The 19,504-nt window shown below is 64.9% G+C and carries 18 protein-coding genes and 2 tRNA genes; 9 read left to right on the forward strand and 11 right to left on the reverse strand.

The window, feature by feature from the left end:
• The first annotated feature begins 11 nt into the window (after nt 1-11).
• The 6 genes from tfpB (at nt 12) to Q9246_RS08530 (ending at nt 4,909) form a co-directional block, all read left to right on the forward strand.
• Nucleotides 12-1,808: a type IV pilus assembly ATPase TfpB gene (gene tfpB / locus Q9246_RS08505; RefSeq protein ID WP_306396954.1), complete on the forward strand. Its 1,797-nt coding sequence runs from the start codon at nt 12-14 to the stop codon at nt 1,806-1,808.
• A gap of 79 nt (nt 1,809-1,887) precedes the next feature.
• Nucleotides 1,888-1,963: transfer RNA gene (locus Q9246_RS08510), tRNA-Lys, on the forward strand.
• Nucleotides 1,964-2,147: 184 nt separating this feature from the next.
• Nucleotides 2,148-2,798, forward strand: a complete 651-nt coding sequence (locus tag Q9246_RS08515) for a hypothetical protein (protein WP_306396955.1) — start codon at nt 2,148-2,150, stop codon at nt 2,796-2,798.
• 51 nt (nt 2,799-2,849) lie between these two features.
• Nucleotides 2,850-2,925, forward strand: a tRNA-Lys gene (locus Q9246_RS08520).
• A 60-nt stretch (nt 2,926-2,985) separates the two neighbouring features.
• The gene (locus tag Q9246_RS08525) at nt 2,986-3,594 is read left to right on the forward strand and encodes an IMPACT family protein (protein ID WP_306396956.1); all 609 of its coding nucleotides are present in this window, start codon (nt 2,986-2,988) and stop codon (nt 3,592-3,594) included.
• Nucleotides 3,595-3,733: 139 nt separating this feature from the next.
• Nucleotides 3,734-4,909, forward strand: a complete 1,176-nt coding sequence (locus Q9246_RS08530) for an MFS transporter (protein ID WP_306396957.1) — start codon at nt 3,734-3,736, stop codon at nt 4,907-4,909.
• Nucleotides 4,910-4,965: 56 nt separating this feature from the next.
• Here Q9246_RS08530 and Q9246_RS08535 read toward each other — a convergent pair whose 3' ends face one another.
• From Q9246_RS08535 to Q9246_RS08580, 10 genes are all read right to left on the reverse strand, one after another.
• On the reverse strand, nt 4,966-5,895 hold the full coding sequence (locus tag Q9246_RS08535; RefSeq protein WP_306396958.1) for a choice-of-anchor A family protein: 930 nt from the start codon (nt 5,893-5,895) through the stop codon (nt 4,966-4,968).
• A gap of 99 nt (nt 5,896-5,994) precedes the next feature.
• Nucleotides 5,995-6,834: an HDOD domain-containing protein gene (locus Q9246_RS08540; RefSeq protein WP_422802362.1), complete on the reverse strand. Its 840-nt coding sequence runs from the start codon at nt 6,832-6,834 to the stop codon at nt 5,995-5,997.
• Between the two features lie 119 nt (nt 6,835-6,953).
• Complete coding sequence (locus Q9246_RS08545) at nt 6,954-8,027, reverse strand: BON domain-containing protein (protein ID WP_306396961.1); 1,074 nt, start codon at nt 8,025-8,027, stop codon at nt 6,954-6,956.
• 286 nt (nt 8,028-8,313) lie between these two features.
• Nucleotides 8,314-8,718, reverse strand: a complete 405-nt coding sequence (locus tag Q9246_RS08550) for a cell envelope biogenesis protein TolA (RefSeq protein ID WP_306396963.1) — start codon at nt 8,716-8,718, stop codon at nt 8,314-8,316.
• A 140-nt stretch (nt 8,719-8,858) separates the two neighbouring features.
• On the reverse strand, nt 8,859-9,557 hold the full coding sequence (locus Q9246_RS08555; protein ID WP_306396965.1) for a hypothetical protein: 699 nt from the start codon (nt 9,555-9,557) through the stop codon (nt 8,859-8,861).
• A gap of 122 nt (nt 9,558-9,679) precedes the next feature.
• A complete protein-coding gene (locus Q9246_RS08560; protein WP_306396967.1) occupies nt 9,680-11,311 on the reverse strand; it encodes a methyl-accepting chemotaxis protein in 1,632 nt (543 codons plus the stop codon).
• Nucleotides 11,312-11,414: 103 nt separating this feature from the next.
• On the reverse strand, nt 11,415-13,148 hold the full coding sequence (locus Q9246_RS08565; protein WP_306396969.1) for a dipeptidyl-peptidase 3 family protein: 1,734 nt from the start codon (nt 13,146-13,148) through the stop codon (nt 11,415-11,417).
• 34 nt (nt 13,149-13,182) lie between these two features.
• On the reverse strand, nt 13,183-14,628 hold the full coding sequence (locus tag Q9246_RS08570) for an efflux transporter outer membrane subunit (RefSeq protein ID WP_306396971.1): 1,446 nt from the start codon (nt 14,626-14,628) through the stop codon (nt 13,183-13,185).
• Nucleotides 14,629-14,660: 32 nt separating this feature from the next.
• On the reverse strand, nt 14,661-16,265 hold the full coding sequence (locus Q9246_RS08575; RefSeq protein ID WP_306396972.1) for a DHA2 family efflux MFS transporter permease subunit: 1,605 nt from the start codon (nt 16,263-16,265) through the stop codon (nt 14,661-14,663).
• Between the two features lie 9 nt (nt 16,266-16,274).
• Entirely contained in the window at nt 16,275-17,417 is a 1,143-nt protein-coding gene (locus Q9246_RS08580; RefSeq protein ID WP_306396974.1) for an HlyD family secretion protein, read from the reverse strand.
• Nucleotides 17,418-17,531: 114 nt separating this feature from the next.
• Here Q9246_RS08580 and Q9246_RS08585 point away from each other — a divergent pair, with 114 nt between their 5' ends.
• Both Q9246_RS08585 and Q9246_RS08590 read left to right on the forward strand, forming a co-directional pair.
• Nucleotides 17,532-18,179, forward strand: coding sequence for a TetR/AcrR family transcriptional regulator (locus tag Q9246_RS08585; protein ID WP_306396976.1), 648 nt, complete (start codon nt 17,532-17,534; stop codon nt 18,177-18,179).
• Between the two features lie 118 nt (nt 18,180-18,297).
• Nucleotides 18,298-18,483 carry a hypothetical protein gene (locus Q9246_RS08590; protein ID WP_306396978.1) on the forward strand — a complete coding sequence of 62 codons (186 nt, stop codon included), beginning with the start codon at nt 18,298-18,300 and terminating at the stop codon, nt 18,481-18,483.
• 62 nt (nt 18,484-18,545) lie between these two features.
• Here Q9246_RS08590 and Q9246_RS08595 read toward each other — a convergent pair whose 3' ends face one another.
• Complete coding sequence (locus tag Q9246_RS08595) at nt 18,546-18,920, reverse strand: hypothetical protein (RefSeq protein ID WP_306396980.1); 375 nt, start codon at nt 18,918-18,920, stop codon at nt 18,546-18,548.
• Between the two features lie 170 nt (nt 18,921-19,090).
• Between Q9246_RS08595 and Q9246_RS08600 the strand changes: the two genes are divergently transcribed.
• Nucleotides 19,091-19,498 carry a DUF2141 domain-containing protein gene (locus Q9246_RS08600; RefSeq protein ID WP_306396982.1) on the forward strand — a complete coding sequence of 136 codons (408 nt, stop codon included), beginning with the start codon at nt 19,091-19,093 and terminating at the stop codon, nt 19,496-19,498.
• Nucleotides 19,499-19,504 lie beyond the last annotated feature (6 nt).

The following is a 19,504-nucleotide window of genomic DNA, read 5'->3' on the forward strand; positions in this document are numbered from 1 at the left end:
CCAGGGCCACCGTGAACGCCATCCCGCCAAAACCAGCCAGCCTGCGCAAGCTCGACCTGCAATCGATTTTCTCGTGGCTGCTGGCCGACGGGATCGTCACCAAGGACAAGGTCAAGGAATATTTCGCCCACGCCCAGGGCATCCTGAAAAATGCGCCCGGCATCCTGCATCCGCTGACGGCGGTGGCGCAGTGCAAACTGGTGTCCGCACTGCCGCCGCACCGCTTGCTGACGCTGGACGTGCTCACCGAATGGTGCGCCGCCAAGGTGGGCCTGCCCTTCATCCGCATCGACCCGCTCAAGATCGATTTCACGAAGGTGGCGGATGTGATGTCGGCCAGCTATGCGGCGCGTTTTAACATCCTGCCGGTGGAAATGACGGCCACCACGCTGGTGGTGGCAACCGCCGATCCCTCGCTGACCGAGTGGGAAGCCGAAATCGCCAAGGTATCGCGCCGCCGCATCGAGCTGGTGCTGGCCAATCCGCTCGATATCGCCCAGTATATTTCGCAGTTCTTCGCACTGGCCAAGTCGATCCGCGACGCCAACCGCAGCAGCGGGCAAGACGTCGCGATGCGCAACAACTTCGAACAACTGGTCGAACTGGGCAAATCGAACAAGCAGTTCGATGCCAATGACCAGCACATCGTCAATATCGTCGACTGGCTGTGGAGCTATGCCTTCGAGCAGCGCGCCTCGGATATCCACCTCGAGCCCAAGCGCGAGATGGCGGTGGTGCGTTTTCGTATCGACGGCGTGCTGCACCAGGTGTACCAGGTGCCGGCGGCGGTGATGATTGCGATGACGGCGCGTATCAAGCTGCTGGGGCGGATGGACGTGATCGAAAAGCGCCGGCCGCAGGACGGCCGCATCAAGACGCGCACCGCCGGCGGCCAGGAAGTCGAATTGCGCCTGTCGACCTTGCCGACCGCGTTCGGCGAAAAACTGGTGATGCGTATTTTCGATCCCGAGGTAGTGGTGAAAACCCTGCCCGAACTGGGCTTCCCGCCCGACGATGCGCAGCGCTGGGATGCGCTGACCAGGCGCCCACATGGGATCATTCTCGTGACCGGGCCGACCGGGTCGGGCAAGACCACTACTCTGTACACGACCTTGAAGGCGCTGGCGACCAGCGAAGTAAATGTGTGCACGGTCGAGGATCCGATCGAGATGGTCGAGCCGGCATTCAACCAGATGCAGGTGCAGCCGGGGATCGACCTGTCGTTTGCCGATGGCGTGCGCTCGCTGATGCGGCAGGATCCCGACATCATCATGGTGGGCGAGATCCGCGACCTGGAAACGGCCGAGATGGCGATCCAGGCGGCGCTGACGGGCCACCTCGTGTTTTCGACCCTGCATACCAACGATGCGCCATCGGCCGTGATGCGCTTGCTGGAATTGGGCGTGCCGGATTATCTGCTGGAGGCGACCCTGATCGGCGTGATGGCGCAGCGCCTGGTGCGCACGCTCTGCCCTGCATGCAAGGCGCCGGATGGGGAGATGAGCGATGAGGTGTGGGAAAGCATCGGCGGCGCGTGGAAGATTGCGAAGCCGTCCACCGTGTATCGGCCGGTGGGGTGTCCCGAGTGCCGACAGACCGGGTATCGGGGGCGGACCGGTATCTATGAATTGCTGACGGTGAGCGAAGGGTTCGGGCGGCTCGTGCGCGGATCGGGCGAGATGCGGGCCTTGCGCGAACAGAGCGTGAAGGATGGGATGAAGCCGCTGCGCATTGCGGGGGCCATGAAGGTGGTCGAGGGAGTGACGACGGCGGACGAGGTGTTGAAGGTGACGTCGGCGCTGTCGTGAGCGGGGTGGTGCTGATTTCTAGGGCTGACTTTTAGGGCTGGCGCGATCCGGAATCGCCGGCTATAATGCTGCCTCTTTCGGGTCGTTAGCTCAGTTGGTAGAGCAGCGGACTTTTAATCCGTTGGTCGCGTGTTCGAGCCACGCACGGCCTACCACGAATTTTGCGGTATCAAATCAAGGCGTTACGAGTAATCGTAACGCCTTTTTTGTTTTCCCCTTCTCGTATCTTGCGATCAAACCAGTGGCCATGGCATTGCGTGCCACGAAAGCGCAGCGCATCCGTACGCAGTTAGACCGGATTTGGTGTTAAAGTATTTGCAACTACCGTGGCTGAGCCTTATGCACCTGATCGAAAGAATTTTCCTGCTGGGCTACCTGATGATCGTGGCCCTGTTCTTCGTGTGCGGCATCGGGCTGATCGTCCTGGCCGGGATCGAGACCTGGCAGGCGCTCAATCCGTTCCACCCAGCGCCGGCGCAGGACCGCTTCGACGTGCTCCTCGAATGCATCGGCTTGCTGACGATCGCCGTGGCATCGCTCGAACTCGGGCAAACCGTGCTCGAGGAAGAAATCCAGCGCTCGGCCAATATCAGCGCCCCCACCCGCGTGCGCCGCTTCCTGTCGCGTTTCCTGATCGTCGTGGTGGTGGCCCTGTCGGTCGAGGCCTTGATCGGCGTCTTCAAGTTCGTCAACGGCTCGCCGCAATATCTTCCCCATGCCGCCTCGGTCGGCCTGGCCGCCGCGGCGATCCTGGCCACCTGGGGCGTGTTCATCCGCATGAACACCGAGGCCGAGAAACTCGAGCCGGAAGCCATGCGCGAAGTGAAGGCCGAAGACGACAAGATCGACGGCGACGTCCAGGGCGACCCCAGCACCAAATATGCGCCGGTCCACTCGGAAGAGCTGCCAGAAGGACACAAGCACGAACCCGATCCCCAGGATTCGTCGCGCGATCGCGATGACGGTCCAGCCGACGAGCATAAAAAGTGATTCAAAGCACTTGGACAATCCGCGAACTGCCGCTATAATCTCGTCTTCTTCGGGTCGTTAGCTCAGTTGGTAGAGCAGCGGACTTTTAATCCGTTGGTCGCGTGTTCGAGCCACGCACGGCCTACCAAAGATTCCTCAACAACGCCAGCCTTCGGGTTGGCGTTGTTGTTTCCACTTTCCGCACGCCATGCCCCAGACGATTGCCGGCGCTGTCCACCACGAACTGGTCATCAAGAAAAGCCGTTTCATCGCCTGCGTGCAGCCGATGCCGGACCGCGCCGGCGCCGTCAGGATCGTGGCCGAACTGCGCGCCCAGCATCCGGGCGCGGCCCATGTGTGCTGGGCGCTGCTGGCCGGCGGACAGTCGGCGGCGGTCGACGATGGCGAACCCAGCGGCACTGCCGGCCGCCCCATGCTCGACGTGCTGCGCCACCAGGACCTGGAAGGCGTGCTGGCCACCGTGGTGCGCTACTTCGGCGGCGTCAAGCTCGGCGCCGGCGGGCTGGTGCGTGCCTATACGGACAGCGTGGCCCAGGCCCTGCTCACGGCGACCAAGGTCCCGATCGTCAAGCTGCGTCAATTGCGCTGCACCGCCCCGTATGCCATGGAAGGCATGCTGCGGCGCGAACTCGATGCCGCCGGCGCCAGCCTCGATGCGGTCGAGCATGGCAACGATGTGCGCTTCACCTTCAGCCTGCCGGCCGAGGCTGCCGACTCCCTGCGCGCCCGGCTCGACGATGCCGGCCACGGCCGCATCGGCTGGCCGTCCGACGACGCCAGCGACGACGACGCATAGCGGAAGCCATTCCGGCGACCTATACCCGTCATCACGACACGAAAGCGGACGCGCCCGGCCATGGCCGGTATAGTGCCAGACCCGGCCGCGCATGACGCTTCGGCCGGCTTTCCTTCCATTCTCCAAATAACAACATCCCGTGATCAAGAAAAGCCTGCTTCCCCTCGCCCTCGGCGGCTTCGGCATCGGCATGACCGAATTCGTCATGATGGGCATCCTGCCCGACATCGCCAATGGCTTGCACATCACCATCCCGCAAGCCGGCTACCTGATTACCGCCTATGCGCTGGGCGTGGTGGTCGGCGCGCCGACCCTGGTCAGCCTGGTGGCCGGCCGGCCGCCGCGCAGCGTGCTGGTCTGGTTCATGCTGATGTTCGCCATCTTCAATGCGATGTCGGCTTTTGCGCCGAACTTCGAGATCATGATGGTGTCGCGCTTCCTGGCCGGCCTGCCGCACGGCGCCTTCTTCGGCGTCGGAGCGGTCGTGGCCAGCCGCCTGGCCGACGAAGGCCGCACCGCCGCCGCGGTCGCCACGATGTTCACCGGCCTCACCCTGGCCAATGTGCTGGGCGTGCCGCTCGGCACCTGGATCGGCCATGTCATCGACTGGCGCCTGGTGTTCCTGATCGTGGCCGTGATCGGCCTGCTGACGATGTGGAGCCTGCGCCAGTGGGTGCCGCATATCGAACCGGGCAAGCGCAGCGGGATCATGCAGGACTTGCGTATCTTCCGCCATCTCGACCTGTGGCTGGCGCTGGGCATCGTCTCGATCGGCACCGGCGGCTTCTTTGCCTGGTTCAGCTATATCGCACCGCTGCTGACCGACGTCACGCGCTTCGATTCGACCACGATTCCCCTGATCATGACCGCGGTCGGCGTCGGCATGACGGTCGGCGTGCAGTTCGGCGGTCGCCTGGCCGACCGCGTGCATCCGCTGCCCGCCCTGCTGATCCTCATGCTGTCGATGACCGCGCTGCTGCTGTGCAATGGCTTCCTCGCGGAATCGAAGCTGGCGATGGTCGTGCTGGCCTTCCTGACCGGCGCCAATGCGCTGGCCATCGGACCGCCGATCCAGCTGCTGCTGATGGAACATTCGCGCGAAGCAGAAATGCTGGGCTCGTCGCTGGGCCAGTCGGGCTTCAATATCGGCAATGCGCTGGGCGCCTTCCTCGGCGGCGTGCCGCTGACCCTGGGCTATGCCTATACGGCGCCGCAGTGGGTGGCGGCGGCGCTGGCGCTGTGCGGCGTGGGATTGACGGCGCTTATGCTGGCCCGCCATCGCATGCAGGCGCGGGTGTTGGCCGGCTGCGCTTGATCGATGAATGAACGACGGCGGCCACTGGCCGCCGTTGTTCATTCATGGCGCGTGGTTCAGGCGCGACGACGTCGCAGCGTGATCGCACCAAGCAATCCCGCCATCATCAGCACCAGGGTACCTGGCTCCGCGACCTCGGACGGCGGATCGACTGGCGGATTGTTGTCGACCAGCTCGAAGCCCGGCACGTCAACCGGCTTGAAATTGTTCCCGAGATTCACCTGCACGCTGGACTCCCAGCTATTGGCGACGACCTGGCCCATGATATCGCCCCAGTTATGCACGACGGTCGCATGCGGCGCAAGCACGCTGCCGAGGACACTTTTTACGTCGACCGTTTTCGCCTCGAAGAAATTAAACAGGACGTTATAGCCAGCCAATTCGTGCATGCCGCCGTTGAACACGCCATGCTCGCCGCTGACATTGAAGATCAGCGTCTGGCCCATGGTCACGCCTTCGAGCTTCCAGTTGTTGCCGCCGCTGAGAAAGTCGGCCGAGACATTGAATATGTCGACGCCACCCTTGCCACTGCCGATGACCTTGTTTGCGCTGTCCTGGCGTACGACCTTGCCAGTCTTGTCGACCTCGGACAATCCAGCCGCAAGCTGCGCGAACTGCTTGCTCGCTGCGTTGAAATCGATTGGATTGACCGTCGTGCGTGGCGGCGTGGTGGCATTCGTCGTCGATACCGTCTTGCCGGCGTAGACCTGGCCGTTATGGATCGTGCCGCGCGTGAGCGAGATATCGCCGCCAGCAACGACCGCGTGATTTCCAAAGGCCGCCTGGTTCTTGAGATTGACGGCATAACCCCGAACCGTGACGTTACCACCAGCGACAATTGCACCTTCGACATCGCTGTCATATGCGTAGAAGTTGCCCGTCGTGTACACACTGGCGCCACCCATGATCGAACCCAGATCGATGACACCTGCCTGCGCACTCGCGCTGGCCATCGCCACTGCCAGAAATACGCCAGACTTGATCATGAAAATTCCATAAGGAAATTAATAATGATCAAGAGTATCATTCATTAACGATGGTCTGGTTGTAGAAAAGATACGTACACAAGGAATTTTCACCAACAGTCACACCAACGCGACGTCACCCATCGCCTTTGCCGTTTCTGCTGCTTCATCCAGGATGTCGTGCAGGGTGAACTCGTCGAACACGAAGTCGAGCGCGCTCTCGCCGTGGTCGGGCAGCTTCGCGCAACGGCTGTCGAGGGGCGACGGTACCGGCGCGTATTGATTGGCGAGCAGGAGCGTATCGAGCAGGCTGGTTGGCGGCATGTTCAGCCAGCCGCCCCGCATGTCGGCGATCGCATCCGATACCGCCTGCGGGATCGACAGCTTTTTCATCACCTCGGCGCTGACCACGTCTTCGCACAGGGCGCCCCAGTTCTCGGGGTCGTCGTCCAGCAGGCCGGGGAATTCGTCGGCCCGCGCCAGCAGGTAGAAGGCGCCGACCTCGTGCACGATGCCGGCGAACAGGGCGGTATCGGGATTGACGCCGGTGACGCGGCGCGCCAGCGAATGGGCGATCGAGGCGACGTGGGTCGTGTGCGCCCACAATTGCTCGGCTTTGGCGCGCAGGCCGGGATCGTTGATGCGGTTGCCGAACTGGCGCACCACCAGGCTGGCCACCAGGCCCTGCAGGCGCCGGTAGCCGATGCGCGCGACGGCAGCGCGAACATTTGTCACCGGCATGGCGTTGCTGCCGCCAAAGGCAGGCGTATTGGCCACCGCCACCGTGCGCGCGGCGAGCTGTGGTTCGGCCAGCACCAGGCGGATCGCCTCGTCGATGTGGCAATCCGGGTCGTCGAGGGCCAGCTGCAGGCGCAGCACGGCGTTGACGCTGGTGGGGAATGTGATCTCACCGCGAACGGCCTGCGCCGCGATGTATCCGAAAGCTTCGAGTTTGTTCACGCCGGACATTATAGCCCCGGCCACAGGCCGGGCCGGACGCCATGCCGGCCGTTTTACGAACGCCCGTGCCAAACTGTGGCATTCCATCCACATGGCATAGGCGTTCCCGGCCAGTGCGCTTACTTGACCTTGATCGCGCTCCGGACGCTGCTCACGCCCTCGACACCCTTGGCCACCTGCATGGCCTTGTCGGCCTCGGCCTTCGATTCGACGAAGCCGCTCAGCATCACGACGCCGCCTTCAGTATCGACGCTGATCTCCATGCCTTTCAGGGCCGGATCGGCCACCAGGCCGGCCTTGACCTTGGTGGTGATGGTGCTGTCCGAGGCGACGCGCGCGGACTTCTCGGCGGCGCGTTCGGTCGCATCCTCGGTCTTGCGGGCGGCGTTGGACGCCATCTCCTTGGTGCGGTCGACGGCGGCGGCGGTCTTTTCCTTCACGGTGGCGACCGCTTCGCGGGTGCGTTCACCGGCGCCGGCCATGCCGGTTTTTTCGGCCACGTTGGCCGCCACTTCGCGGGTTTTATCAGCCGCGTTGCGCGCCGCCTCACGGGTATTCTCGGCCGCATTCGCCGCCGCTTCGCGGGTATTGGCGGCAACGGCGGCGCCGGTCGTCGTGGCCACGTTGGCGGCCGTGGTCACATTGCCGCGGTCGTCGATCACGCAGGCGGTGCTGCCATCGCCGCTGGCCTGCTCGCACTTCTGCACGGCGGCCGCTTTCTTCGGATCGGTGGTGTCGATGCGGCTCACCAGCCCGGCGCTGCCGCTGCTGCCGACGGCGGTCGATCCGTCGCGGTCGTCCAGGCGGGCCAGGGCGGCATCGCGGATCGAGCTGGCCGTGGCCTTGCAGCGGTCCTTGTCGCCCGCGGCGACGGCGTCGCACTGGGTGTCGGCCAGCTCATGCTCGGCGCGGACCACCTTGGCGCGCGCATCGCGCAGGTTGCCGCCGGTGGTGTCGTAGCGGGTATAGGCGTCGAGTTCGGCACGCGCCTGGGCCAGCTTGGCCTCGTCTTCGCACACTTCCTCGGCATTGCCCTTCATGGTGTCGCATTTGGTCTTGGCGGTGCGGTAGTCGGCGGCCGCCTTGTCCATCGCGGCGCGGTGGGCGTCCTTGTCGACGGGGGCGGCGCTGGCGGGAGCGACGGCGATGGCCGACACGGCGGTTGCGATCAGGGTAGCGATGAGGGTTTTCATGGTCGGATTCCCTTGCATGCGTTGTTAGGATGGCATCCATTAAACGCCCCGACAGCGTTCACTTCTGTGCGTGAACGTACTTTGTTTGGACAAACTAGACTGCAGGACATGACCACAGAGTAGTTCTTTTGCTGCCTCCAAAACGTCGTTCCCGCGCAGGCGGGAACCCAAGTTTTTAGCGTTGTCGTAACGCGAGCAACTTAGGTTCCCGCCTGCGCGGGAACGACGGTGTTGAGGCTAACTTAATTGCGGCCGCAGTGAGGTGCGACGGCGATCGAATCAGCGATTACTTGGCGCGGTTGGCGTCGCGCGCAGCGTCGCGGGTCGACTTGGCTTGTGCTTCGCACTTGTCTTCGGCCTCGCCCTTCATGGCGTCGCATTTTTCATCGGCCAGTTCATACTCGGCATCGATGACGTTGTCGCGTGCCTTGCGCACATTGTTGCCGGTGTTGTCGTGCTTCATGGTGGCATCGAGTTCGGCTTTTGCGCGCGCCAGCTTGGCCTCGTCTTCGCAGATGTCTTCGGCATTGCCGCTCATGGCGTCGCACTTGTCCTTGGCGACACGGTAGTCGGCCTTGGCCTTGTCCATGGCGGTCTTGTGGGCGTCCTTGTTGGTCTGGGCGGCGGCAGGAGCGATGCCGATGGCGGCGACGGCGGCGGTGGCGATCAAGGTAGCGATGAACGATTTCATGTTGAGTCCCTCTATTGGTTATTGGTGAGACCGATTAAACGCCGAGGCCGCCGCGCACTCTGTGCGGCACCGAACGCTTATTAAAAAACCAATGAAGCTTATAGAGACGATAGCGACCGACGTTCGATCTACCTCAATCGTCAATCACCGTGCAACAGGCCTTCGCGCCACAGCGCGTCGGCGGCCTCGAACGGCGTCAGGCGGCTGTCGAATTGCTTGCCGTTGCCGGCCAGTTTCACCCAGGCGCGCGTATCGTGGCCGCTGTGCGGCACCGCCACGGCGCCGCGCACGCCGCTCAGCCAATCGTGCACGCGCGCATATTCTCCGGGCTGGGTGCGCTGGATCCAGGCCAGCGCCACCAGGTCGGCGAAGCCTTCCTCGCGCCGGGTGTCGCGCATCGCCTTGGCTGCCGCCAGCAAGGCCGGATCGTGCGAGGTTTCGTTGCCCGTCTCGACGAAGCCGGCCGGCAGCAGGTGCCACTCGCCCTGGGCGTAGCGCCAGCAGTGGGCCAGTTCGTGCGCGGCCATCGCTTCGATCAGCAGCGCCTGGTCGGCGAGGGGCACCTTGTCCAGCACCTTCTCGGCGTCGGGATTGCCGCGCATCGACAGCACCAGCTTGCAGCGCCCCTTGGCGAAGCCCATCGCCAGCGGCACCGCGCCGGCCGCCGCCTGCGGCTGGACGATGATGTCGACCGGCATGTCGATGGATTTCGAGTAATCCAGCACCGGAGCGGCGGCGCGCAGCCAGCGCGATTCCTGCGCGGTCAGCTGGGCGGCCTGCGATGGAAGCGAAAGGGATGCGGCGACCAGGGCGGCCGCATACAGGAGGGACTTGGACATGGTGCTTCTCCGTCGAGCTAAATTCCTACTGGAAATTCTAGCCCCGAATCAAGCACTACTTTCAGGAAAATATTTCTGTATGTTCAAAAAAGCAAGGGCCGCGGCGGCGGCCCCCGGAACGCTCAAGCCGCCAGTACGGGCCGCGGCTTCGCCTGGGTCCGCGCCAGCGCCGGCGTACTCGCCGCGCCGTCCAGGCGGAAGATGCTGACCAGCTGGGCCAGGCGCTCGGCCTCTTCCTCCAGCGATGCCGCAGCCTGGCTGGCCTGCTGCACCAGTTCCGCGTTCTGGCGCGTGGCGTCGTCGATCTGGCCGATCGCGCCATTGACCTGCTCGATGCCGGCATTCTGTTCCTCGGTCGCATGGCTGATCTCGGCCATGATGTCGGTGACGCGCTTGACGCCGCTGACGATCTCGTCCATCGTCGCGCCGGCCTGGTCCACCAGGCGCGCGCCGGCATCGACCCGCTCGACCGAACTGCCGATCAGGACCTTGATTTCCTTGGCCGCCGCCGCCGAGCGCTGCGCCAGGTTGCGCACCTCGGTCGCCACCACCGCGAAGCCACGGCCCTGCTCGCCGGCGCGCGCCGCTTCCACGGCTGCATTGAGCGCCAGGATATTGGTCTGGAAGGCGATGCCATCGATCACGCCGATGATGTCCACGATTTTCTTCGACGACTCGTTGATCGAGGCCATGGTGTGCACGACCTCGGCCACGACCTTGCCGCCGCGCAGCGCCACTTCGGACGCCGATTCGGCCAGCACATTGGCTTGCCGCGCATTGTCGGCATTCTGGCGCACAGTGCCGGTCAGTTGCTCGACCGAGGCGGCGGTCGCCTGCAGGGTGTCGTTCTGGCGTTCGGTGCGGCTGGCCAGGTCGCGGTTGCCGTCAGCGATCTCGGTCGACACGCTGCCGATCGCCAGCGTGCCGTTGCGCACCTGGGCGACGATGCGCACCAGGCTGTCGCGCATGCCCTGCATCGCATACAAGAGGCTGGCGCGGTCGCCCGGACGGGTGACGATTTCCACGCCCAGGTCGCCGCTGGCGATGGCGGTGACGATCGAGGCCGCATAGTCCGGCTGGCCGCCCAGCTGGCGCAGCAGGCCGCGACTGATGTACCAGGCCGCCAGCGAACCGGCCGCGATCGCGCCCGCGCACAGCAGCCCCATCCAGCCAAAGAAACCATTGGCCATGCGGCGCGCATTGGCGGCCGCCTCGTTGTTCAGTTGTTCTTGCAGGTCGATCAGGCGGTTGATGCTGGCCAGCCAGGCGCTGAAGGCCGGCGCCGCTTCTTGCGACAGCAACGCGTTCGCCTCCACGATATTGCCAGCGGCATGCAACTCGACCACGCGCGCGATCAGGGGCTTGGTCCGGCTTTCCTGGGCCTTGATCGCGGCCAGTGCGTCCTTCTCTTCGGGCAGGATGTCCTTGCGTTCATTAAACAGCGCATCGAGCGGGCCGGCCGAGCGGGCGTAATTGTCGTCCAGTGTGTGGATCAGGGCGATCGGCGCGGCAGCGCCGGCGGCATCGGACGCCAGCACCACGTCGCGCAGGGCGATCGCGCGGTCGTGCACGCTGCCGCGGAAATTGATGGCGTGGCGCTGCTTGACGCTGTTGACGTCGTTGATATGATTGAGAACGCTTTCAATCTGGCCCACGCGGCTGACGGCCAGCGCGACCAAGGCGATCATGAGCAAAAAAACGGCGCCGTAGCCGATAGCCAGCCGGGCGCCGATGGTGAGATTCCTGGTTTTCATATGAGCACCATGTCTTAGTGTTAGTTATAAGAAAATACATAGGTATTTCCTATTGGAAACCAAATCACTATAGCATGGTGCTGCGCAGTGTGCTTACGGCGCCTTAGTTTGCCTTGCCAAGCAGGCTGTCGGCCGTCACGAACGCCGGACGGATATCGTTCGGCACCGCCTTCAGCTTGTCGAGCGCCCTGCGCACCTCGGGCCGGATCACCACGTATTTGTCCATCATCGCCTTGGCGCGCGCATGGTCGCCGGTGGCTTCGATGGTCAGGAACTCGCGGTCCAGCTCGATCACGGCGCCCTTAATCTTCTTGAAGTCGACCGAGAAGGTGCCGTCGTCATGGGCGACAAAGCCGCCCTTGTCGAGCAGGTAGTTGACCTGGATCGCCATGCCGCGCGCGTGCGACGAGCCCAGGCCGAAATGCAGGGTGCGGAAGCTCGAGGCCAGGAAGGTGTTGTACAGCTTGCGCTCGGCCGCCGCGCCCTGCCCCAGGGTATCCTTCAGCAGCCCCTTGTCCATCATGTACTGCAGCGCCCACAGGCCGGTGATGTCGGCCTTGGCTTCCTCGATGGTCGAATAGGTTTCCTTCAGGTCCTGGCGCGGGGTCGAATCCTTGCCGTCCTTCTTCGTGTGGTGCGGCCCCAGGCCGTGCATGATCTCGTGCGCCAGGATGTGGGTGAAGAAGGAGTCGAAGTCCAGGTCCTTCTGGTCGGCGGGCTTGAGCACCTGCTTGCTGATCGGGGTCAGCGTGGACGCGAATTTCGCCTGCTGCACGTTCTTGAGCATCACGCGCTTGGAACCGCGTTCGCGGATCACGCGCTCGTCGTTCGGCAGATTGTAGGCCGCGGTCTGCACACCCATATTGCCGTCGCCGGCGCCATAGACTTCATTCACCACCACCATCGGCGCGATGGCGCCGACCTTCGGGTTGCGGTACTGCTTGTCGAGCGGCAGATTGTCTTCGAGTTCCTGCAGGTGCTTGCCGAAGAAGTCCAGCTTGGCCGTCTCCTTGGGGTCGCGGATGCTCACATAGGCTTCGAAGGCCGCCTTGTAGCCGAACAGCTCGTCGTTATAGGTTTCGTACGGCCCGATGGTCACGTCGACCGGCGAGTCGAGGTCCATCCAGGCGAAATCCGAGGCCAGGTAGTCGTTACTCAGGAAGGCGTCGGCGCGCAAGGTCAGGAATTTCTTGAGCGAGGCGTTGTCGGTGGATGCCGCCGCTTCACGCAGCAGCTTGGCCAGCTGTTCCAGCTCGGGGCGGTATTCGTCCGAATACTTCACGGTGCGCAGCTTGCCGTCCGGGCCGGTGCGGATCACGGTGAAGAACCACTGCGCGTCCTTTTTCTGTTCGGGCGCCAGGCCGTCGATCCAGTTTTCCAGCGAGGCCTTGGTGGCGCCTTCCGGGTAGAAGTTGGCGCCTTCGGGCTTGCGCGCCGGGATCTCGATGCCGGCGTAATCGGCCGGCATGAACGAGGCATTGTTGTCGAGGTTCGACCACGGGCCCTTGTTGAGCCAGAAGGCGTCCAGGCGCGCGCGGCCGAGCGGCGTGGTGTCTTTCTTGAGCGCCTTCCACAGCGCTTCGTTGTGGGCCCAGCGCTGGCGCAGCTGCAAGGTGTCGATGATCTTCGCCGCCTCGATGAGCTTGACGATGGCGGCGCGGTCGCCTTTTGACAGGTGCGCCACGTCGGCGCGCAGTTCGACCGGGGCGAAACGCTTCGCCATGGCCTGCAGTTGCTCGGCCGTGGCAACGGTCGGCGCCGTTTGCGCATGCACGGCCGGTGCAAAGGCAGCGCCGATGGCGGCGCACAGTACGAGTGGTGCGAGGAACTTCTTCATGGTCTCTCCCGGATCCTGGATGGTAACGGTGAGATTATCGCACCGTGGCCAACGCCTCTCCCTGTTCCCACCCACCGCCCAAGGCCCGCGCCACCGCCACCGTCGCCAGCAGGCGCTGGGTACGGATCTGCGCCGCCGCCCGATCGGCGGCCAGATTGCTGCGCTGGGCATCGGTCACATCGAGATAGGTCGACACGCCGCGCTCATACCGCGCCTGCGCCACCAGCAAGGCGCGCGCCGCCGCCTGCTGCGATTCGGCCTGCGCCTCGCCCTGCTGCCGGCGCTGGCGCAGGTCGGACAGCGCATCTTCCACTTCGCGCAGCGCCGTCAACAGCCTGGTTTCATGATTCGCCACCGCCTCGTCATACCGCGCCCTGGCCAGCGCCAGGTTGGCGCGATTGCGCCCGCCATCGAACACCGGCAGCGACAAGGCCAGCGGCCCGGCCGAGAACTGGCGCGCGCCGCCGCTCGTCAAATCGTTCAGGCTTTGCGAGGCATAGCCGAAATTCCCGGTCAGCGACAGCGCCGGATAGAAAGCGCCTTCGGCCACGCCGATCTGCGCATTGGCCGCCTTCAACTGCGCCACGCTGGCCGCCAGGTCGGGCCGCTGGCCCACCAGGCTGGCCGGCAGGCCGACCGGAATCGCGGGCGGCTGCGGCAGTTGCAAGGTCGGCGTCGCCGCCACCAGCGGCGCGCTGGGCGAGCTGCCGACCAGCGTGGCCAGCGCGTGCTCGACCAGGTTGCGCTGGCGCTGCACCTCGTGCAGGTCGGTTTCGGCATTGGCGCGCTCGATGCGGGCGCGCGACACATCCAGCTCGTTCGACAGGCCGCCGTTGAAGCGCGCTTCCACCAACTCTTGCGACTCGCGCCGCGTGGCCAGCGCATCACGCAGGATCGCCAGTTCGGCATCCAGTCCGCGCAACTGCCAGTACGACGATGCGACCTGGCTCGAGAGCAGCAGGATCACGCCATCGCGGTCATCCTGCGCCGCCAGCGCCTGGGCGTCGCTGGCTTCGACCACCCTACGCACGCGGCCCCACAAGTCCAGCTCATACGATAGCGAAGCGCCGACCGTGTAGTTGTTGCCCTCGATCGAACGCCCGCCCAGGGCCAGGCCCTGCGATGTCTCGGCCGAGGTGCGGGCATTCGACACGCCGGCGCCGACCGACACGCTCGGCAGCTGGCCGGCGCGCACCACGCCCAGTTGCGCCTGCGCCTGCAACAGGCGCTGGGCGGCGGCCTTGACGCCCGGGTTGTCGTTCAAAGCGCGGGTTTCGAGGCTGTCGAGGGTGGCGTCGTTGAACACGGTCCACCAGCTGGCGGGCAGGCGCGCCTCATTGGCATCATGCGCCGCGCCGGCGTCGAGGTGACGGAAGGCCGTCTGCGCCGGCGCGGCGGGCGCCTGGAAATCCGGGCCGAGGGTGGTGCAGCCGCTGACCAGGGTGGCGATCGCGAGGACAGTGGCGAGTGGTTTGAACATGGTTGATCTCTTCATTCGAATTCAGTGAACGCTCAATGAGCACCCGAGCCGCCGCCCGGCGACTTGACCTTGTCGGCCATCCAGATCGCGGCGATGCAGGCGATCAGGATCATGCCGATGATCCAGAAGCCGTCGTTATAGGCCATGACATAGGCTTCGCGCCGCACCAGGCGGTCGACCACGGCCAGCGCCTGGCTGGCGGCGCTCGCGGGGTCGATGCCGCTGGCGATGAAGCCTTGCGTCAGCTGGTCCAGGCGTTCCTGGGTGGCCGGCGCGTAGGTCGAGACGGCTTCGCCGATGCGCGCCGAATGGAAGTGTTCGCGGTTGGTGAGCGAGGTCGCCAGCAGCGCGATGCCGATCGAGCCGCCCAGGTTGCGGGTCATGTTGAACAGGCTCGAGGCCGAACCCATTTCGCTCTGCGGCAGGCCCGACATCGCGAAGTTCGACAAGGTGAGCATCACGAAGGGCTGGCCGATGGCGCGCACGACTTGCGTCCACATCAGCTGGTCGTAGCCGGTGGTAGCGTCCATATAGGCGTTCATGATGCACGAGATGCCGAACATGAACAGGCCGAAGCTGCACAGGATGCGGTTGTCGACTTTCGAGGACAACCTGGCCGCGAACGGCATCACCAGCAGCTGCGGCAGCCCCATCCAGGCGATCACTTCGCCGATCTGCATCGGCGTATAGCCGGCGATCTGGCCCAGGTACAGCGGCAGCAGGTATGAGGAACCATACAGGCCCATGCCGATCACTGCCGACAGCGTGGTCGCGACCAGGAAGTTACGCTGGCCATACAGGCGCAGGTTGACGAACGGCTCGGGCTTCGAGAAACTCAGCGCCACCCAGCCCAGGAGGCCGATGAGCGACAACGAGGCAAACGCCACGATGAAGCTCGAATCGAACCAGTCCTTCGAGTTGCCCTCTTCGAGGAAGATCGTCAGGCAGGCCAGGCCCATCGCCATCAGCGCGATGCCGAGCCAGTCGGCCTTCACCAGCGTTTTAAAATTGGCCTTCTCGGGTTTCAAGCCCCAGGCCATGCCGGCGATCAGCAGCACGCCCGGCACCCAGTTGATGTAGAAGATCGAGGGCCAGCCATACAGCTCCGACAGGTAGCCGCCCAGGGTCGGGCCCATGGCCGGCGCCAGCGTGGCGGTGAGGCCGAAGATGGCCATGCCGGTCGCGCGCTTGGTCGGCGGCAGCAGGGTCATCACGAGGGTCAGCGCCATCGGGATCAGCGCGCCGCCGGTAAAGCCCTGCAGCATGCGGAACACGATCATGCTTTCCAGGCTCCAGGCCGCGCCGCACAGGGTCGAGAACACGAGGAACAGCGTGGTGGTGCCGATCATGTAGTTGCGCACGCCGAAGGCGCGCGTGAACAGCCCGGTCAGCGGGATCACGACGATCTCGGCGCACAGATAGGCGGTCGAGATCCACGAGCCTTCTTCCTGGGTGGCCGACAGCGTGCCGAGGATGTCGCGCAGCGAGGAATTGGTGATCTGGATGTCGAGCACCGCCATGAAGGCGCCCAGCATGCCGGCGGCGACCGCGATCCAGGTGCGCAGGTCCACGGCCGCGCCATTGCTTGGCGCTCCGGGCACGGCGCCCAGGCCCGCGGGTTTGCTCAGGGAGGTCATGGCGGATGCTTAGTGGACGGCGGCGGTCTGGGTCGGCTTCGCGGCGTCCTGGCCCAGTTCGACCTCGGCCACCACCGACATGCCGGGCACCAGGCGGCCGGCGTATTTCTTCACGTCCTGCGGGTCGAGCGTGATCTTGACCGGCACCCGCTGCACGATCTTGGTGAAGTTGCCGGTCGCGTTATCGGCCGGCAGCAGCGCAAACTGGTTGCCCGAGGCCGGCGCGAAGCTGTCCACGCGGCCCACCAGGTGGTGCTCGGGCAGCGCATCGACTGCCAGGTGCACCGCCTGTCCCGGCGCCAGGCCAGAGAGCTGGGTTTCCTTGAAGTTGGCGACCACCCACACATTGTCTTCGACCACGGCCAGCAGGGCCTGGCCCGGCTGCACGCGCACGCCGACTTCGACGCTGCGGCGGCCGACCCGGCCATCCACCGGCGCGACGATGCGGTTATAGGCCAGTTGCTGGCGCGCGTCCTTCAGCTGCGCCTCCAGCACTTTCACCTGCGCCTTGAGCACCTCGCTGCCCGCTTCGGCAGCGCCGATCTGGGCCTGGGCGGCGGCGGCATTGTCGCGGCGCGCGGCCAGGTCGGCCACGGCGGCGGCGCGCGCGGCGCTCGAGGCGTCCACCTCGGCCTTCGATACCGCCTTCATGGTGTCGTTGTACAGCTGGCCGAAGCGCTCGGCATCCTGGCGCGCGCGCAGCAGCTGGGCTTCGGACTGCTTGACCTGGGCGCCGGCGGCGCCGGCCTGCGCGCGCACCTGCTGCAGCTGGGCGTCGGACTGCTTCAGTTGCTGCTGCACGCTGGCGATCTGGGCCTCGATCTGCTCGACCCGCACGGCATGGTCGGCCGGGTCCAGCTCGGCGATCGTGTCGCCCGCCTTCACCAGCTGGTTATCGTCGACCAGGACCCTGGTGACCACGCCGGCCACGCGCGACGACACCTGGTGCACGCGCCCGGTGACGTAGGCATTCTCGGTCTCGACATAGTGATGGCTGCGATACCACATGCGCCCGCCGGCGCCGAGCGCCACCAGCGCGATCACGCCGACCACGGCCAGCACGCGCTTGTTGGGAGGCGTCTTCGCCGGGGCGCCGCCCGCCGGGGATTGTGTCGCGCTCGCCTGCCCTGCCGTGCTGTGCATCTCTGCCATGGTCCTGCTCCGAAATGAAATGAAATGGGTTCATCGCATTATTTGCCAGCAATACGCCAAAGTCAAGAAATGAAACGGTTGCGTTTCATTTTGGTTTGCACTAGAGTCCTTGCCATGAGCATTCCACCGTCCTGCACCAAGCCGGCCGGCCGTCCCAAGGCCGCCGACATCGAAGCCCGCAACCAGGAATTGATCGAGGCCGCTTGCCGTCTCTTCCTGGAACATGGTTACACGCGCGTCAGCCTGGAAACGATCGCGCGCGAGGCACGGGTGGCGGTGCGCACCATCTACGTGAAATTCGGCGGCAAGGCCGGGTTGCTCAGGGCTGCGCTGGCGTCGCGCCGCGAGCGCCTGTTCGGCGAGCACGCCGTCGACACCGATATGCGGCCGCTGCGCGAGGTCATCGACGATTTCGCGCGCGACTTCTACGCCCTGCTGATCGCGCCGGAAGCGATTGCCATGCAGCGCGTCGTGATCGCCGAGGCTGGCAGTAACCCCGAACTGGCGGAAGCGTTCTTCGAAGGGGGACCGCGCATGACGCGTGAAATGCTGGAGCGCTATTTCAGGCGTCCTGACGTGCGCAGCCAGTTGCACGACGACGTTCCGCTGGAAATGCTGCCGGCGCACCTGATCGGCTGCATCGGCGGCGATCCAATGGGCCGCTTCCTGTTCCCTGACGCCGAGCCGACCGGCGACGAGGCGCGCGCGCAATTGGCGGCCCGGCTCGAACTGTTTTATCGCAGCGTATTAAAGAATTGTTGAGCAAAATGGCTACGTGCGGCATCGTACGGACACAAGCGGCAATTTTGTGGCAATCTGTAAGCCTTCACGGAAAGTATCGTGAATATCAATAACAGCGGTCAGACCGCGAGGAGAAAGCATGAGCAAGTCGTCCAGATACGAATGGCGTGACCAGCAGGCATCCCTGCAAGAGCGCATGAAAACCTTCATCGAAAACCCTGGCGCCGACCAGATGGAAGCCGTCATCGCAGAAATGCGTACCTATGCCGCCGCCGCCAAGGCCGGCACGATCGATATCCCCGAGCGTTTCGTCAGCTTCAGCTGAAGCAACAGCAGCTCAATACCATGCCGCCGGGTGCAAGCCAGGCGGCATTTTTTATGGCCGCATCAGACCGCCGGCACCGGCACCGGCCTGGCCTGCTCTTCGACGTCGTAGATGCGCGTGAGCAGGTGCACCTTGCGCGGCGCCCGGTGGCGTTCATGCACTTCGCGGGTGAGCACCTCGACCCGGCGCGGCCGCAGCGCCACCTGCTGCGGATCGACGGTGCCGATGGCGCCCGGCACGTACTGGCTGAACTGCGAGGCCAGCAGCTGGGACACCGTGCCGCAGATGGTCGCCGGCGCGCCGTGGACCGTGGTGTGGAGTTCGAAACAGCGGGTTTCCGGTAATACGTAGACGATCCCGACGTATTCAATGCTGTGCTCGTCCATCTGGGCCTCCTGGGCTGAACGCGGACGCGGCAAGCCGGCGTGCCGCCGCATGCTCTCATCATAGGCTTTTGGCGGGCGCTGGCAAGCGGCGCACACTGCGCCATGCAACTCGCGCCGCGTTCGTGCATGTCGCGCCGCCTGGCGCCGCTTCGTCGCAAACCGCGGCAAGGCCCAATCCGCTCTCCCAGAATGGCTCCATCGACCACCTGACGGAGACTTCCATGAAACGCCTTGCCCTTCTGCTCGCCCTGCTGTCCAGCGCCGCCTGCCATGCCGCCGACCTGTCGATCCGCGTCGACGGCGTACGCGCCGATGGCGGCGCGGTGCGGGTCGCCCTGTTCGACAGCGCCGACCGCTTCCTCAAGCGCCCGCTGCAGACCGCCAGTGCGCCGGCGCGCGAAGGCGTCACCACGCTCGAGATCAAGGACCTGGCGACCGGCCAGTACGCCATCGCGGTCTACCATGACGCCAACGACAACGGCAAGCTGGACCAGAACATGATGGGCATCCCGGTCGAGGCGACCGGCTTCAGCAACGATGCTTTGGGCAATATGGGCCCGCCGGCCTTCGAGGCGGCCCGCTTCGCGCTGCCGGCCGAGGGCAATGCCATCCGCGTCACCCTGCGCTGAGGCCGC

It is taken from the genome of Telluria beijingensis, from assembly GCF_030770395.1.
Lineage (GTDB): Bacteria > Pseudomonadota > Gammaproteobacteria > Burkholderiales > Burkholderiaceae_D > Telluria > Telluria beijingensis.